19 protein-coding genes are annotated in these 13,070 nt (G+C 70.1%); 12 read left to right on the forward strand and 7 right to left on the reverse strand.

The annotated features are described in order from the left end of the window. Positions 1 to 155 precede the first annotated feature (155 nt). Positions 156 to 431, forward strand: a complete 276-nt coding sequence (locus ACLQ7T_RS15305) for a hypothetical protein (RefSeq protein ID WP_420480175.1) — start codon at positions 156 to 158, stop codon at positions 429 to 431. Positions 432 to 434: 3 nt separating this feature from the next. Here the strand turns inward: ACLQ7T_RS15305 and ACLQ7T_RS15310 are convergent, their stop codons facing one another. Beyond that, positions 435 to 869, reverse strand: coding sequence for a hypothetical protein (locus ACLQ7T_RS15310; protein ID WP_420480176.1), 435 nt, complete (start codon positions 867 to 869; stop codon positions 435 to 437). Positions 870 to 887: 18 nt separating this feature from the next. Continuing rightward, entirely contained in the window at positions 888 to 2,027 is a 1,140-nt protein-coding gene (locus ACLQ7T_RS15315) for a zinc-dependent alcohol dehydrogenase family protein (protein ID WP_420480177.1), read from the reverse strand. A 204-nt stretch (positions 2,028 to 2,231) separates the two neighbouring features. On the opposite strand from ACLQ7T_RS15315, the gene ACLQ7T_RS15320 reads away from it, so the two are divergent. Next, positions 2,232 to 2,669 carry an acyl-CoA thioesterase gene (locus ACLQ7T_RS15320; protein WP_420472403.1) on the forward strand — a complete coding sequence of 146 codons (438 nt, stop codon included), beginning with the start codon at positions 2,232 to 2,234 and terminating at the stop codon, positions 2,667 to 2,669. A gap of 13 nt (positions 2,670 to 2,682) precedes the next feature. Here the strand turns inward: ACLQ7T_RS15320 and ACLQ7T_RS15325 are convergent, their stop codons facing one another. After that, a complete protein-coding gene (locus tag ACLQ7T_RS15325) occupies positions 2,683 to 2,883 on the reverse strand; it encodes a hypothetical protein (protein WP_420480178.1) in 201 nt (66 codons plus the stop codon). Between the two features lie 179 nt (positions 2,884 to 3,062). Here ACLQ7T_RS15325 and ACLQ7T_RS15330 point away from each other — a divergent pair, with 179 nt between their 5' ends. Beyond that, complete coding sequence (locus ACLQ7T_RS15330) at positions 3,063 to 3,836, forward strand: YebC/PmpR family DNA-binding transcriptional regulator (RefSeq protein WP_420480179.1); 774 nt, start codon at positions 3,063 to 3,065, stop codon at positions 3,834 to 3,836. Positions 3,837 to 3,842: 6 nt separating this feature from the next. Here ACLQ7T_RS15330 and ACLQ7T_RS15335 read toward each other — a convergent pair whose 3' ends face one another. Together ACLQ7T_RS15335 and ACLQ7T_RS15340 are read right to left on the reverse strand one after the other, a co-directional pair. Further along, positions 3,843 to 4,052: a hypothetical protein gene (locus ACLQ7T_RS15335; RefSeq protein ID WP_420480180.1), complete on the reverse strand. Its 210-nt coding sequence runs from the start codon at positions 4,050 to 4,052 to the stop codon at positions 3,843 to 3,845. Positions 4,053 to 4,150: 98 nt separating this feature from the next. Continuing rightward, positions 4,151 to 5,575 (reverse strand): M20/M25/M40 family metallo-hydrolase, encoded by a 1,425-nt coding sequence (locus ACLQ7T_RS15340; protein WP_420480181.1) that lies wholly within the window; start codon positions 5,573 to 5,575, stop codon positions 4,151 to 4,153. Positions 5,576 to 5,712: 137 nt separating this feature from the next. Here ACLQ7T_RS15340 and ACLQ7T_RS15345 point away from each other — a divergent pair, with 137 nt between their 5' ends. After that, entirely contained in the window at positions 5,713 to 6,399 is a 687-nt protein-coding gene (locus ACLQ7T_RS15345) for an MgtC/SapB family protein (protein WP_420480182.1), read from the forward strand. Positions 6,400 to 6,529: 130 nt separating this feature from the next. Here the strand turns inward: ACLQ7T_RS15345 and ACLQ7T_RS15350 are convergent, their stop codons facing one another. Together ACLQ7T_RS15350 and ACLQ7T_RS15355 are read right to left on the reverse strand one after the other, a co-directional pair. Continuing rightward, on the reverse strand, positions 6,530 to 7,756 hold the full coding sequence (locus tag ACLQ7T_RS15350) for an MFS transporter (protein ID WP_420480183.1): 1,227 nt from the start codon (positions 7,754 to 7,756) through the stop codon (positions 6,530 to 6,532). After that, positions 7,749 to 8,159, reverse strand: coding sequence for a MarR family winged helix-turn-helix transcriptional regulator (locus ACLQ7T_RS15355; RefSeq protein WP_420480184.1), 411 nt, complete (start codon positions 8,157 to 8,159; stop codon positions 7,749 to 7,751). The genes ACLQ7T_RS15350 and ACLQ7T_RS15355 overlap by 8 nt, the downstream gene beginning before the upstream one ends. 94 nt (positions 8,160 to 8,253) lie before the next feature. Between ACLQ7T_RS15355 and ruvC the strand changes: the two genes are divergently transcribed. The 8 genes from ruvC to ACLQ7T_RS15395 form a co-directional block, all read left to right on the forward strand. Beyond that, entirely contained in the window at positions 8,254 to 8,769 is a 516-nt protein-coding gene (ruvC, locus tag ACLQ7T_RS15360; protein ID WP_420480185.1) for a crossover junction endodeoxyribonuclease RuvC, read from the forward strand. Continuing rightward, positions 8,766 to 9,389 carry a Holliday junction branch migration protein RuvA gene (gene ruvA / locus ACLQ7T_RS15365; RefSeq protein ID WP_420480186.1) on the forward strand — a complete coding sequence of 208 codons (624 nt, stop codon included), beginning with the start codon at positions 8,766 to 8,768 and terminating at the stop codon, positions 9,387 to 9,389. The genes ruvC and ruvA overlap by 4 nt, the downstream gene beginning before the upstream one ends. Before the next feature lie 133 nt (positions 9,390 to 9,522). After that, a complete protein-coding gene (ruvB, locus tag ACLQ7T_RS15370) occupies positions 9,523 to 10,557 on the forward strand; it encodes a Holliday junction branch migration DNA helicase RuvB (RefSeq protein ID WP_420480187.1) in 1,035 nt (344 codons plus the stop codon). 49 nt (positions 10,558 to 10,606) lie between these two features. Beyond that, the gene (locus tag ACLQ7T_RS15375; protein ID WP_420480188.1) at positions 10,607 to 10,975 is read left to right on the forward strand and encodes a hypothetical protein; all 369 of its coding nucleotides are present in this window, start codon (positions 10,607 to 10,609) and stop codon (positions 10,973 to 10,975) included. Next, positions 10,972 to 11,424, forward strand: coding sequence for a tol-pal system-associated acyl-CoA thioesterase (gene ybgC / locus ACLQ7T_RS15380; RefSeq protein WP_420480189.1), 453 nt, complete (start codon positions 10,972 to 10,974; stop codon positions 11,422 to 11,424). The genes ACLQ7T_RS15375 and ybgC overlap by 4 nt, the downstream gene beginning before the upstream one ends. Before the next feature lie 149 nt (positions 11,425 to 11,573). Further along, on the forward strand, positions 11,574 to 12,296 hold the full coding sequence (gene tolQ / locus ACLQ7T_RS15385) for a protein TolQ (protein WP_420480190.1): 723 nt from the start codon (positions 11,574 to 11,576) through the stop codon (positions 12,294 to 12,296). A 3-nt stretch (positions 12,297 to 12,299) separates the two neighbouring features. Then, on the forward strand, positions 12,300 to 12,758 hold the full coding sequence (locus ACLQ7T_RS15390; protein ID WP_420480191.1) for an ExbD/TolR family protein: 459 nt from the start codon (positions 12,300 to 12,302) through the stop codon (positions 12,756 to 12,758). Positions 12,759 to 12,762: 4 nt separating this feature from the next. Continuing rightward, the coding region (locus ACLQ7T_RS15395) for a hypothetical protein (protein ID WP_420480192.1) at positions 12,763 to 13,070 on the forward strand (308 nt) is incomplete at its 3' end.

Here is a 13,070-nt window from a genome sequence, read left to right on the forward strand (position 1 = left end):
TCAAACCCCGGGCGAGGCCCGGCGTCCCGCGCCCTTCCCACCCTCGCCGGGTCAATCGGTGGAGGACGATGACCAATTCCATTCCGCTCATCCCGGCTTTCGCCGGGATGAGCGGGGGTTCTGGGGACACCCCCACACCCCCACAGGAGCCCTCCATGAAGCCCCGCCGCCCCGCCCGCGCCCGTCGCGACAATTTCCTGATCGAGCACCTCCAGCGCCGGCGCCTCGCACTCATCGCCCGGGGCGAGCTGGAGCCGGAGCCCCAGCGGGAGGTGCATTTCCACGAGGCGCTCCGCGCGGGACGCCGCGTCCGGGCGCGCGACTATATCCTGCCGGCGCCGCTGTACCGGATCGAGCAGGCCTTCATGGCGCACGTCCACGCCGTCATCGCCCGGGCGAAGGCCTCGCCCGACGGGGTGGCGATGCTCTGACGGCTACCGCTTCCTGAACCGCGTCGCCTCGGCCGCCATCTTCGCCCCCCAGTCGTCGCCGGGGTCGTCCGGGCCGGGCTCCGGGGCGAAGGGCAGTTCGCCGGCGACGCCGCGCATGGCCAGGGCCAGGGGCAGGGCCCAGTGGCGGATCATGCGCAGGGGTTTGCGCTTGCTGTCGGTGACGTCCCAGCCCCCGGCCTCGAAGGCGTCGGTCAGGTCAAAGCCCTCCAGACGCTCGATGCCGTCCCAGTCGTCCGGCAGGGCCACGGCCTCGGCCTCGTCCGGGGTCAGGCCGAAGACAGTCTTCGAGGCCTCGTCGATCTCGGGGAACTCATGGCGCTCGTCCGGGTCGGCCATGCGCGGCTTCATCAGCGCCTTCATCTCGAGGGCGTCGAGGCCGGGCAGGTCGATCAGGCGGCGCAGGGGGGCTTGGGTCATGGGGCGAGGTTTAGGCCGTCAGTCGCCGAAGGTCACCACCGTGCGCACCGCCTCGCCCGCGTGCAGGGCGTCGAAGGCGGCGTTGATGTCCTCGAGTTTGACTGTCCCGGTCAGCAGCCGGTCGACCGGCAGGCGGCCGTCGCGGAACAGCTGGATGTAGCGGGGGATGTCGCGCGACGGGATGGCGGTGCCGATGTAGCTGCCCTTCAGGGTCCGCTCCTCGGCCACGAGGTTGACCACATTGACCGCCAGCGCCGCCTCGGGCGGGGGCAGGCCGGCGGTGACGGTGGTTCCGCCGCGCTTCGTCATCTTCCACGCCGCCTCCAGCGCACGGATCGAGCCGGCCATTTCCAGCACCACATCGGCCCCGCCGCCGGTCAGGGCGCGCACCTGTTCGACGGCGTCGGCGTCGGCGGCGTTGACGGTCAGCACCGGGCCCAGCGACCGGGCCAGCGCCAGCTTGTCCTCCGACAGGTCCACAGCGACGACCGGGCTCGCCCCGGAGGCCAGCGCCCCCAGCACCGAGGCCAGGCCGACGCCGCCCAAGCCTACGACGGCCACCGACTGTCCGGCCCGCACCGACGCCGTGTTCACCACCGCGCCGACCCCGGTCAGGACCGCGCAGCCGAACAGGGCCGCGTGCTCGAACGGCAGGTCCTTCGGGACCTTCACCAGCGACCGGCGCGAGACCACGGCCCGGTCGGCGAAGGCGGAGCAACCCAGATGGTGATGCAGGTCGCCGTCCTCGACGTGCAGCCGGGTGCCGCCGCCCAGCAGCTCGCCCTTGCCGTTGGCCGCCGCGCCGGGCTCGCACAGGGCCGGGCGGCCCCCGGCGCAGGGCGGACAGTGGCCGCAGCTGGGCATGAAGACCATGACCACGTGGTCGCCGGGGCCCAGGTCGTCCACACCGGGGCCGACCGCCTCGACGATGCCCGCCGCCTCATGGCCCAGCGCCATCGGCATGGGTCGGGGCCGGTCGCCGTTGATGACGCTGAGGTCCGAATGGCACAGGCCCGCGGCCTTTACCGCCACCAGCACCTCCCCGGCGCCCGGCGGGGCCAGCGCGACGGTCTCGATGGCCAGCGGGCGGCTGTCGGCATAGGGCCGCGCGGCGCCCATGGCGCGAAGGACGGCGGCGCGGGTCTGGATCGTGCTCATGACGTTTACGCTAGGCGCTTGACGCCGCGTCCGCCAAGCCCAACGCTGTTCGTCCGAAGTGTCCGCAGAGACGCTCGGGGGAAACGACCAACCAATGCGCTCAAGCAGCGAGGGACCGCGTCCCGAGCGTTAGTGCACAACAATGCGCTCAAGCAGCGAGGCGCCGCGCGCCGAGCGGTAGCGCGACACAGGAGGGAGTGAATTTTGACCGGCACCATCGAACGCACGAAGCGCGGCGACTATCGTCGCTTCCAGCAGATCTCGACCCGCTGGATGGACAACGACGTCTACGGCCACGTGAACAACGTCGTCTATTATTCGTGGTTCGACACGGCGGTGAACCGGCTGCTGGTGGTCAACGGGGTGCTGGACATCCACAACGGCAAGACCATCGGTCTGGTCGCCGAGACCGGCTGCCGCTACTTCTCGCCGACCGCCTTCCCGGACGAGATCGAGGCGGGCGTTCGCGTCGCCCACGTCGGCACCAGCTCGGTCCGCTACGAGATCGCCCTGTTCCGCAACAATGAGCAGGACGCCGCCGCCGTCGGCTATTTCGTCCACGTCTACGTCGACCGCGAAACCAAGCGGCCGGTCAGCGTGGACGACAAGATGCGCGGGTTTCTGGAGAGCCTGAAGAGCTGACGCCCTCCCGGGCTCAGTCGTCCAGACGGCCCATCAGCGCCAGGGCGCCGACGGCGGTCAGGACGCCCAGGGTGAAGGCGCCGATCACCGCGCCGGCGGCCAGGGCGGTCGGGACGGTGACCGGGCGGGCCTCGTACCACTCGACGATGTCGGCCTCGTGCAGGTCCTCGTCGTGATAGCCCTGGGCGGCGTAGATGGCGTCTTCGGCGGTCATGTCAGGGCTCCGTCTTCTGCGTTCCAAATGCCTGTAAAGCTCTACCGGTTCCTGAATCGTGACAGCGTGTCCGCCATCGGGTAGATCGCGGCTCCGACTTTCAAGACCACGACCTCGCGCTCAAGCAGCGAGCGGCCGCGCCGCGAGCGATAGCGCTTAAACGACAAGAGACCTGATTCATGGCCGGCCATTCCAAGTTCAAGAACATCATGCACCGCAAGGGGCGCGCCGACGCCCAGCGCTCCAAGCTGTTCTCCAAGCTGTCGCGCGACATCACCGTCGCCGCCAAGTCGGGCATGCCCGATCCGGCCATGAACCCGCGCCTGCGTCTGGCGGTGAACAACGCCAAGGCCGAAAGCCTGCCCAAGGACGTCATCGCCCGCGCCATCAACAAGGCGTCGTCGGGCGATCTCGATACGATGGAAGAGGTCCGCTACGAGGGCCGCGGCCCCGGCGGCGTCGGCATCATCGTCGAGGCCCTGACCGACAACCGCAACCGCGCGGCCTCCAACATCGGCACGGCGTTCAAGAAGAACGGCGGTGCGCTGGGCGAGATGAACTCGGTCGCCTTCATGTGGGACAAGGTCGGCAAGATCGTCTACGCCGCCGAGGCTGGCACTGAAGACGCCGTCATGGAGGCCGCCATCGAGGCCGGCGCCCAGGACGTCGAGAGCGATCTGGTCAAGCCGGACATCTACGAAGACGCGCCGGGCCACACCATCTGGACCGCCTTCGAGGACCTGAACGACGTGGCCGAGGCCATGTCCAGGGTGCTGGGCGATCCCAAGTCGACCGCCATCGTCTGGAAGCCGCAGTCGGACGTGCCGGTCACCGGCGAGGCCGTCGGCACCCTTTTCAAACTCCTCGACGCGCTGGACGCCGAGGACGACGTCCAGAACGTCTATTCGAACGAGGACATCTCGGACGAGGACGCGGCCAAGTACGCCGGCTGAGACCGGTCAGCCCGGATACGGCGTCTCGCCGTCGACCATCCAGCCGGCGTCATCGGTGATGGGGCGGCCCGGGCGGCGCAGGCGCAGCATGCTGTGCAGGGCGTCGCTCAGCTCCATCAGCTGGGCGTCGGACAACTCGACGGCGGCGCGGATCACCTCCGCCTTCAGGGCGCAGAAGTGGTCGGGGCAGAGGTGACGATCGAAACTGGCGGACATGGCGGCGTGTCGGTCGGCGCAGGCCCTGCGCCTGCATGTCCGAAACGGCGAATGCGCGCTCAGGTTTCAAACGGCGCCGGTTCGCGCCGCCGACGCCCCTATCGGGCGTAGGCCCTGACGAGGGCGAACAGGAAGTCCCGGCCCTCGTACAGCGACCGCACCCGGATCCGCTCGTTCAGCCCGTGGACTCCGCCGCCGTCCGGATCGGCGAACAGGCCCGTGACCCCGTAGGTCGGAATGCCCGCCGCATTGGTGAACCGTCCGTCCGTGGCGCCGGGGCTCATCGAGGGCACGATGGGCACGTCGGGCCACAGGTCCGCGGCGGCGGCCAGGATCGGCTCCACGATCTCCACGCTCAGCGGCGGGGGCGGCGAGGTCGGGTCGATGTTGCCCGCGATGGTCACCGCGATCCCCGGATCGGCGAGCACCCGGTCCAGCTCGCCCCGGATCGCCTGCGGGTCATGCCCCGGCAGGATGCGGCAGTTCACATTGGCGACGGCGCGCTGGGGCAGGGCGTTCGGCGCATGGCCCGCGTCGACCATCGTCGCCACGCAGGTGGTGCGCAGCACCGCATTCCAGGCGGGATCGGCGGCGGACAGGCGGGTCGCCGCGGCCTGCATCTGCGCCGGCGTCCCCGAGCCGACGGCCCGCATGTCCGCCGCATGGACCGGATTGGTCACGGCGAGGGCCGCGAAATAGGCCTTCACCGTCGGGTTGGGCTCGGTCGGGAAGGTGTGGCCGCCCAGCCGTGTCAGGGCGGCCGACAGGCGATAGATGGCGTTGTCCGGCACCGGCCGGGACGAATGGCCGCCGGGGTTGCTGATCTCCAGCCGGTAGTCCTGGTAGATTTTCTCGCCGGCCTGGATTTCCAGCGCCACCCGGTTCCCCGCCGCGTCCAGCCGCCCGCGCGCGCCCTCGTTCAGGGCAAATCCGGCCTGCAGCGCGTCGCGATGGTTCGCCAGTAACCACGAGACGCCGTTGAAGGTGTCCGACGTCTCCTCGCCGCAGGTCAGGGCGATCTTGATGTCACGGCGCGGGGTGAAGCCCTCGCCCTTCAGCCGGATCAGGGTGTCCACCCAGATCGCCGCCTGCGCCTTGTCGTCCTGCGCGCCCCGGGCGTAAAAATAGCCGTCCTCCTCGACCAGGGTGAACGGGTCGCGCACCCAGTCCTCGCGCCGGGCCTCGACCACGTCGATATGGGCCAGCAGCAGCAGGGGTTCGGCCGTCGGGTCCGACCCGCGCAGCACCGCCGCCAGATTGCCGTCCTTCGGCCGCTCCGCCGGGACCAGCACCCGCACGTCTTCCACCGGATAGCCCGCCGCCAGCAGCCGTGCGGCCATCCGCTCAGCCGCCAGGGTGCAGCTGCCCTCGGACAGGGTGGTGTTGGTCTCGATCAGCTCCCGGTACAGGTCCCGGAACGCGGCCTGATCCGGGCGTGCGGCGCCGGTTTGCGCCGCCGCGCTCCCGGCCAGAAGCGCGGCCGCCGCCAGCGCGGTCAGCATTGCGGTCGTGGTCCTGATCATCCGGACTCTCCCCCTGTCCGGCCAGACGCTAGCGCGCGTTGACGGGCTTGTCTCGGTCCACCTGACCCACCGCGCTTGATCGGTTCGGGCGGACGGGCCTAGGCTTCAGGATTCGTCTGCCTACGGAGCGAATGCTGATGAACTGGGAACTGGTCTGGCCGGTGCTCGCGGCCATGACGGCCGGGGGACTGATCGGGGTCGAGCGCACCTATCACGGCCACCCGGCGGGCTTCCGCACCCACATTCTCGTCTGTCTGACCAGCTGCGTGCTGATGCTGGCGGCCATGCATCAGTCGACCTGGGCCTTCACCGCCCTGCCGGGCCAGACTGTGGTGATCGACCCCACCCGCATGTCGCACGGTCTGCTGACCGGCATCGGCTTCCTCTGCGCGGGGGTGATCTTCCGCGAGGGGTTCTCTGTCCACGGCCTGACCACGGCGGCGTCCCTGTGGGTCACCTCGGCGATCGGCGTGCTGTTCGGCGTCGGCATGCTGCCGCTGGCCTTGCTGGCGGCGGGGGCGACCCTGGCGGTGCTGGGCGTCCTGCGCCTGGCGGACGCGAAGCTGCCCCATATCGGGGTGATGGACGTCACGCTGAGCTGGCGGCGCAACGCCGCCCCGGGCGAGGCGCGGGTCCGCAACCTGTTCCGCGATTCCGGCATGAGCGCCGTCCGCCTGGGTCATGTGGTCACCCAGGACGGCAAGCTGCATGAGCATCATCTGAAGGTGAGGGGGCCGATGCCGCTGGACATCGACGGCCTCGTCGAGCGTCTGTCGGCCGAGGACGGCCTCGCCGGCTTTTCGGTCATGCCCAGGGACGAGTAGGCGACGAGCAGGCGTCAGGTGCAGAAGGCGACGGCGGCGTCGACGAAGACCGCCAGCCCGTTCCGCCCCCACAGCCACAGGCTCAGCCCCGCCAGCAGGGCCAGTCCCGCGCCGATGATGAGCTTGCGGGTCATTCCGCCGGGACCGTTTCAGGCCGGACCAGCGGCGCCTCGCGGATCGGCAGGTTCGCCGCCGCCGCGAGCAGGCCCAGCCCGATCGAGACCAGCCAGATCACCAGGTAGGAGCCGGTCGCGTCGAAGGCCACGCCCGCCAGCCAGGCGCCGAGGAAGGCCCCGACCTGATGGCTCAGGAAGACGATCCCGCCCAGCGCCGACAGGTGTCTCAGCCCATAGATCTGCGCCACCAGCCCGTTGGTCAGCGGCACGGTCCCCAGCCACAGGAAGCCGAAGGTCGCGGCGAAGGCCAGCACACTGACCGGCGAGATCGGGACCACCAGGAAGATCGCGATGGCCGCCGCGCGCAGGGCGTAGAGCAGGGCCAGCAGTCCTTTCTTCGACCGCTTCGATCCCCAGGCGCCCCAGAGCCACGAGCCCGCGATGTTGAACAGGCCGATCAGCGCCAGCGACCAGGCGCCGACCTCCGCGGGCAGGCCCTGATCGCGGATGTAGGAGGGCAGGTGGGTGCCGACGAAAGCGATGTGGAAGCCGCAGACGAAGAAGCCTGCGTTCAACAGCCAGAAAGACCGGTCGCCAAAGGCCTCCTGCAGCGCCTGCCCGATGGGCGGGCCGTCCTGTGCGCTGATCGCCGCCGGCGGCTTGCCTGCCACGCCCAGCGCCAGCGGGATGATCAGCACGATCAGGCCGCCCAGCACCGCCAGGGTCAGCCGCCAGTCCAGCGCGTCCAGCAGACCCTGCGCCGCCGGGACGACCAGAAACTGGCCAAACGATCCGCCCGCCGTGACGATGCCGAAGGCCAGGGTCCGCTTGTCCGCCGGGACGATCTTCCCGACCGCGCCGAGGATGACGGTGAAGGTGCAGCCCGCCATGGCCAGTCCGACCAGCGCCCCGAAGCCGATGGCCAACCCCAGGGCGTTCGCCGCCGTCGCCGCAACGACCATCCCGATCGCATAGACCACGGCCCCGAACACGGCGACCTTGCCCGCCCCGTGCCGGTCGGCCCACGCCCCGACGAAGGGCTGCAGCAGGCCGAACAGCAGGTTTTGCCCGGCCACGATCAGGCCAAAGGTCTGGCGGTCCACCTGCAGCTCCAGCCCCAGCGGGCCGAGGAACAGGCCGAACGACTGCCGCACCCCCATCGACAGGGTGACGATCACCGCCCCGGTGAGGATCATGATCCAGACGCGGGTCGACAGCTTGGACGAGACGGCTTCAGACATGGGTCTCGACCTCCTTCAGCAGGGCGATCAGGGCGGCTTCACGCTCACCGAGAGTCTCCGACACCTTCGCCTGCGCCGCGCGCCAGTGGGGCAGGGCGTCATTCAGCTTTTCCAGCCCCGGCGGCGTGACCGACAGCCGCTGCGCCCGCGCGCCCGCTTCCGCCGCTGTTGCGATCCAGCCGGCCTTCACCAGCGGCTGCAGGATGCGCCACAGGGCGCTCTTCTCATGCGCTGTCGCCTCGGCCAGTTCGACCAGCGTCGGCCGCTCCATCCGCGACAGGGTCCGCATCACCGAAAACTGGGTCACGGTGATCCCCACCGGCGCCAGCGCCTCGTCATACAAGCGAGTGAGGGCGCGCGAGGTGCGACGCAGGCGGCCGCAGATGCAGGGGGTCGTGTCCATTGCATATGCAAAACACGGAGGCGTTGCATATGCAATCTATTTGGCGCGTGTCCGGTCATTGTCCGTTAGGCATCTCTCGGGCAAAAGGGAACGGATGGCGAACGAAGCGACTCGGATCATCGGGCTGGACCCCGGCCTCAGACGCACCGGATGGGGCGTGATTTCAGCCGAGGGCTCACGCCTGCGCTGGATCGCCCACGGCGTGGTCACCCCGCCCGAGACCGCCCCCTTCGCCGAGCGGCTGGTGCACCTGCTGGACGCGGTCACCGCCCTGTGCGGCGACTACGCCTGCGAGGAGGCGGCGGTCGAGGAGGTCTTCGTCAACGTGAACCCGTCCTCGACGCTCAAACTGGGCCACGCCCGCGCCGCGGTCATGCTGGCCCCCGCCAAATGCGGGCTGCCGGTGGCGGAATACTCGCCCAATCTGATCAAGAAGGCGGTGGTCGGCGCCGGCCACGCCGACAAGGGCCAGATCGCCTTCATGGTGAAGCGCCTGCTGCCGGCCTCCGGCGATGTGAAGGCCGACGCCGCTGACGCCCTGGCCGTCGCCATCACCCACGCCCAGCTGCGCAGGCGGGCCCTGCTCGAGACCCTGCGAGGCGCGGCATGATCGGTCGTCTGCGCGGCGTCCTGGCCGAGGTCGAACAGGACCATTGTCTGCTGGACTGCATGGGCGTCGGCTATGTCGTGGCCTGCGGCGCCCGCACGCTGGGCCGTCTCCCGGCGCCCGGCGACGAGGCGACCCTGCATATCCATTCGCAGTGGAGCGAGGACGCCGGTCCGCGCCTCTACGGCTTCCTGACCCGCGACGAGCGTCGGGCCTTCACCACCATGCTGGCCATCCAGGGCGTCGGGCCCAAGGCGGCGCTGGGGGTGCTCGACGTCCTGCCGCCGGGCGAGCTGGCCTCGGCCGTCGCGCGCGAGGACAAGGCCGCGGTCGCCCGCGCCAACGGCGTCGGCCCCAAGCTGGCGCTGCGCATCGTCACCGAGTTGAAGGGCAAGTCGCTGGGCGAGGCGTCCTTCACTCCCACGGCCCCCGGCGTCCATGTCGAGGCCGCTGTCGTCGCCCCGGCGCCCAGCCTGACCGGCGAGGCTGTCTCGGCCCTGCTCGGCCTCGGAGTCGCCGAGATCAACGCCCGCCGCGCCGTCGACCAGGCCCTCATCCGGCTGGGCGAGGAGGCGGATCTGTCGGCCGTCATCCGCGCCGCGCTGCAGGAGCTGGGGCGATGAGGGTCGAGGGTCGAGGGTCGAGGGTCGAGGTGTTCGGATTTGAAGGGCGCGGGCTGACGGAGAAGGCGGTGGAAACTCAATCTTCCCTCGACCCTCGACCCTCGACCCTCGACCCGAAGCGGCGGAGCCGCGCATGACCGACGACCGCATCATCTCTCCCGAGGCCGCGCCGGGCGAAGCCTATGACCGCGCCCTGCGGCCCCAGACCCTGTCGGAGTTCGTCGGGCAGGAGCAGGCCAAGGGCAACCTGCAGGTCTTCATCAACGCCGCCCGTGGGCGTCAGGAGGCGCTGGACCACGTCCTGCTGTTCGGCCCTCCGGGCCTCGGCAAGACCACCCTGGCCCAGATCGTGTCGCGTGAGCTGGGCGTCGGCTTCCGCGCCACCTCCGGCCCGATCCTCGCCAAGCCCGGCGACCTCGCGGCCATCCTGACCAATCTCGAACCGCGCGACGTTCTGTTCATCGACGAGATCCACCGCCTCAGCCCGCAGGTAGAGGAAATCCTCTATCCGGCGATGGAGGATCACGTCCTCGACCTGATCATCGGCGAGGGGCCGTCGGCGCGCTCGGTTCGCATCGATCTGGCGCCCTTCACCCTGGTCGGCGCCACCACCCGCGCGGGCCTGTTGGCCACGCCGCTGCGCGACCGTTTCGGCATTCCGGTGAGGCTGGAGTTCTATACCCCTCAGGAGCTGACCCGCGTGGTGATCGGCACGGCGCGCAAGATGGGCGCGGCCATCACCGAGGACGGCGCCTTCGAGGTCGCCTCGCGCTCGCGCGGCACGCCCCGCATCGCCGGCCGCCTGCTGCGCCGGGTGCGCGACTTCGCCGACGCCGAGGGCGCGCCCGCCATCGACAGGCTGGTCGCCGCCCGCGCCCTGGCCCGGCTCGAGATCGATGAGGTCGGCCTGGACTCCAACGACCGCCGCTTCCTCAAGGCCCTGATCGAGAACTACGGCGGCGGCCCCGTCGGCATGGACACCCTCGCCGCCGCCATCGCCGAGGCGCGCGACGCGGTCGAGGACGTCATCGAGCCCTATCTGCTCCAGCAGGGCTTCATCCAGCGCACCCCCCGCGGCCGCATGGCCTGCGCCCGCGCCTACAGCCACCTCGGCCTCAGCGAACCGCCCAAGGTCCCGCAAGCGGGCGACCTGTTCGGCGGCAAGTAGGGTTCACCTCCGCGCCGAACCCCGGCATGGTCGGGGCGAGGAGGGCCGCATGGCGAAACGGACAATCCGGGTCGATCGTCTGATCACCGTGCTGGGCGGGGCCGTGCTGCTGCTTGGCCTGCTCATCCTGTGGCTGGTCAGCCGCCACGCCTTCGGACCGGCGGAGCCGACGCCGGAGGAACGGGCGCAGACCCAGGTTCACGCCCTGGTCGGTCCCGACGCCCATGTCACCTACACCGAGACCGGCCGCCGCCGCGCCGTCTGCGGCTATGTCCGTCACGGCGGCGAGGTGGTCGCCTTCGTGTCGCGGCCCAATCGCCTGATGCTGGAGACCGATCCGCTGAAGATGGAGTTCGACCAGAACCAGACGGACCTCTGCCCCGGCTTCCTCAAGCGGCGTGGAGACCTCCCGCAATGACCGACAGCCCCACCGCCGGCCGCTTCGACGGCCGCGAGCATCGCCTGCCCGTGCGCGTCTATTACGAGGACACCGACTTCACCGGTCTGGTCTATCACGCCAACTACGTCCGCTATTTCGAGCGGGGCCGGTCGGACTGCCTGCGCCTGATGGGGATCGGCCACGCCGAACTGCTGGACCACGACCAGCCCATGGCCTTCGTCGTCTCGAAGATGGAGCTGACCTTCCTCAGGCCGGCCCGCATCGACGACCAGCTCGTGGTCCGCACCTGGTACGAGGCGGTGAAGGGGCCGCGTCTGCTGATCCGTCAGGAAGTCGCGCGGGGAGAGGACGCCCTGTGCCGCGCGGCGGTCGAGGTGGTCTGCATCCATATGGACGGCCGCCCCCGCCGCCCGACGAAGGCCCTGATTGAAAAGGTCGGTCCGTGGCTGGCCGCCGAACAAGCCTGAAAGGCGAACAACCACGCGATAGCGAACCTGTCATGTGCACAAGCGTGACCGTGTCGCTAGACCTCGCTAAACCGCCTGACGACAGCTGACTCGCCACAGAACCGCCACGTCCGTCCGCTGCACAGGGACGGACACGCAAGGACGCCTGAATGACCATCGCCGCCGAGCATTCCATGCTGAACCCCGTCTCCATCTTCATGGAGGCCGATATCGTCGTGCAGGCCATCATGGTCGGCCTGGCGATCGCGTCGATCTGGTCCTGGGCCGTGATCATCAGCAAGGCGATCAGCTTCAGCGCCCTGAACCGTCAGGCCAACGCGTTCGAGGACGCGGTCGGCTCCGGCCGGTCGCTGGAGGAGATCGCCGCCCAGGCCGGGCCGAACCCGGCCCACCCGCTGCCCCGCATGCTGGTCATCGCGCTCAGCGACTGGCGCGAGGCCCGCACCCGCGGCCTGACCAGCGAGGCCCAGGGCGGCCTGCTGATGGCCCGCATCGACCGGGCGCTGGACAGCCTGATCGCCCGCGAGGGCCAGCGCGTCGAGAACGGCCTCGGGGTCCTCTCGGTGGTCGCCACCTCCTCGCCCTTCATCGGCCTGTTCGGCACGGTGTGGGGGATCATGAACGCCTTCGGCGCCATCGCCGGCGCGGGCAACACCAATCTGACGACCGTGGCCCCGGCGATCTCGGAGGCCCTGTTCGCCACCGCCATCGGCCTGTTCGCGGCCATCCCGGCCTACATCGCCTACAACAAATTCTCGATCGACGCGGGCAAGTTCACCGGTCGTCTCGAAAGCTTCGCCGACGACCTGCAGGCCGCCGTCGCCCGCCGTCTGGGCTCCGGCCCGGCGGCCGACTCCCGTCGGGAGGTCTGAGCCATGGCGATGGGCGGAGCGGGCGGCGGCGGACATGTCCGCGGTCGCCGTCGGGCGCGCAAGCGTCCGCTGAGCGAGATCAACGTCACCCCCCTGGTCGACGTCATGCTGGTGCTGCTGATCATTTTCATGATCTCGGCGCCCCTGCTGACGACCGGCGTCGAGGTCGAACTGCCCAAGACCGAGGCCAGTTCGATCGACACCAGCAGCGAGCCGGTGACGGTCTCGATCAAGCGGGACGGCGAGATCTATGTCGGCGAGACCCAGGTCCGGTTTGACGATCTGGTCCTGTCCGTCGCCCGCGAGGGCGGTCCGGGGTCGCGTGAGAAGCCGGTCTTCGTCCGCGCGGACGGCCGCGCCCCCTACCAGGCGGTGGCCCGGGTCATGGCCCGTCTGTCGTCGGAAGGCTTCACCAAACTGAACCTCATTACCGACACCAGCGCGGCGTCCGGGGAGGGCTGACGGCGTGGACCGTTCCAGCAGCGCCGGCCTGATCGGAACCGTCGTCATCCACGCCGGGGTGGCGGGATTGATCGCGTTCGCCCTGATGACGGCCAAGCCGCCGGCGCCGATGACGGTGAACAATGCGGTGCCGGTGCAGGTTATCTCCGAGATGGAGGAGCTGGGCGCCCGTCCGCTCAACCCCAGCGAAGAGCTGATCACCGAGGACGTGGCCACGGCCCCGGTCGAGACGACGGCCGAGCCGACGCCGCCGCCCGAGCCCACGCCGCCGCCGCCGACGCCCCGTCCGACTCCGACGCCGCCGCGACCCAC

This window comes from Brevundimonas sediminis (assembly GCF_048799765.1).
GTDB lineage: Bacteria > Pseudomonadota > Alphaproteobacteria > Caulobacterales > Caulobacteraceae > Brevundimonas.

Bases quoted from the DNA above. Each gene is read 5' to 3' on its own strand.
- ACLQ7T_RS15305 (WP_420480175.1), top strand. From the start codon at position 156: ATGAAGCCCCGCCGCCCCGCCCGCGCCCGTCGCGACAATTTCCTGATC.
- ACLQ7T_RS15310 (WP_420480176.1), bottom strand. From the start codon at position 869: ATGACCCAAGCCCCCCTGCGCCGCCTGATCGACCTGCCCGGCCTCGAC.
- ACLQ7T_RS15315 (WP_420480177.1), bottom strand. From the start codon at position 2,027: ATGAGCACGATCCAGACCCGCGCCGCCGTCCTTCGCGCCATGGGCGCC.
- ACLQ7T_RS15325 (WP_420480178.1), bottom strand. From the start codon at position 2,883: ATGACCGCCGAAGACGCCATCTACGCCGCCCAGGGCTATCACGACGAG.
- ACLQ7T_RS15330 (WP_420480179.1), top strand. From the start codon at position 3,063: ATGGCCGGCCATTCCAAGTTCAAGAACATCATGCACCGCAAGGGGCGC.
- ACLQ7T_RS15335 (WP_420480180.1), bottom strand. From the start codon at position 4,052: ATGTCCGCCAGTTTCGATCGTCACCTCTGCCCCGACCACTTCTGCGCC.
- ACLQ7T_RS15340 (WP_420480181.1), bottom strand. From the start codon at position 5,575: ATGATCAGGACCACGACCGCAATGCTGACCGCGCTGGCGGCGGCCGCG.
- ACLQ7T_RS15345 (WP_420480182.1), top strand. From the start codon at position 5,713: ATGAACTGGGAACTGGTCTGGCCGGTGCTCGCGGCCATGACGGCCGGG.
- ACLQ7T_RS15350 (WP_420480183.1), bottom strand. From the start codon at position 7,756: ATGTCTGAAGCCGTCTCGTCCAAGCTGTCGACCCGCGTCTGGATCATG.
- ACLQ7T_RS15355 (WP_420480184.1), bottom strand. From the start codon at position 8,159: ATGGACACGACCCCCTGCATCTGCGGCCGCCTGCGTCGCACCTCGCGC.
- ruvC (WP_420480185.1), top strand. From the start codon at position 8,254: ATGGCGAACGAAGCGACTCGGATCATCGGGCTGGACCCCGGCCTCAGA.
- ruvA (WP_420480186.1), top strand. From the start codon at position 8,766: ATGATCGGTCGTCTGCGCGGCGTCCTGGCCGAGGTCGAACAGGACCAT.
- ruvB (WP_420480187.1), top strand. From the start codon at position 9,523: ATGACCGACGACCGCATCATCTCTCCCGAGGCCGCGCCGGGCGAAGCC.
- ACLQ7T_RS15375 (WP_420480188.1), top strand. From the start codon at position 10,607: ATGGCGAAACGGACAATCCGGGTCGATCGTCTGATCACCGTGCTGGGC.
- ybgC (WP_420480189.1), top strand. From the start codon at position 10,972: ATGACCGACAGCCCCACCGCCGGCCGCTTCGACGGCCGCGAGCATCGC.
- tolQ (WP_420480190.1), top strand. From the start codon at position 11,574: ATGACCATCGCCGCCGAGCATTCCATGCTGAACCCCGTCTCCATCTTC.
- ACLQ7T_RS15390 (WP_420480191.1), top strand. From the start codon at position 12,300: ATGGCGATGGGCGGAGCGGGCGGCGGCGGACATGTCCGCGGTCGCCGT.